Origin of the sequence: Actinotalea sp. C106, assembly GCF_023630195.1 — a bacterium.
Taxonomy (GTDB): domain Bacteria; phylum Actinomycetota; class Actinomycetes; order Actinomycetales; family Cellulomonadaceae; genus Actinotalea.
In genome coordinates this window covers 1-737 of sequence record NZ_JALPKN010000590.1, presented here as the reverse complement: position 1 = coordinate 737, position 737 = coordinate 1, and the positions used below count along the sequence as shown (strand labels likewise).

Annotated in this window: 2 pseudogenes; both read left to right on the top strand. The window is 75.6% G+C overall.

Annotated elements, in window-relative coordinates:
- Positions 1-292, top strand: a pseudogene (locus L0B03_RS18665) (relaxase); the annotation flags it as partial.
- A gap of 12 nt (positions 293-304) precedes the next feature.
- Positions 305-737: pseudogene (locus L0B03_RS18660) on the top strand (hypothetical protein); the annotation flags it as partial.

The window sequence follows — 737 nt, the reverse complement described above, 5'->3', positions numbered from 1 at the left end:
CCGCCAGGCCCAGCTCCTGGCCCAGGACACCCGCGCCCGCCTGGTCCGCGTCCGCGACGCACTCCCGCCCCCCGCACATGGCAGCGACGCACCGGCGCAGGCCGGTGCTGCGACGGCGGTGCTGGAGCGGCCCACCGGGCTGGACCCGCAGGCGCAGGCCGTCCTCGAGCGGCTCACCGCCAGCCACGAGGCCGCAGCGAACAAGGCCACATCACCCGTACCGAACGACATCGAGGCGGCTCGGGTGCGGAACACGACAGGCCCGGGCGCAGACCGCGGCCCGCAGCGATGAAGGGGGACCAGGGTGGTTGAGGAGACGGACGGGATCGAAGAGGCCTTCGAGGGCCAGCTGCGGGTGCTGGTCACCGCCGCCGGACAGATCGGCGAACGCATCGCCCGCGCCCGCGAAGAGGCCATGCGCCGGGCACAGGCCTCCAGTGAGCAGGAGTCCCGCGAGCTGGCCTCGCGCCTGGCCGCCGAGCAGCGTGCGGCGCGCGCCGAGCTCGCGCCCGTGCACAACGCCCAGTGGTGGGACCAGACGACACCCGAGCAGATCGGCCGCACCTACCAAGTCGCCCGGGCCTGGGCCCACGAGGACCCCGAAGCCCTCCGCGCCGAGCAGCGCATCCGAGAGGAGCTGCGCGGTCGCTATGGCGTGGACGCCGACCACGCCGGCGCCGACCCCGCCGCCGTCCGCGCAGCAGTCGAACGCGCCGAGCAGGACCGCGCCCACGCCG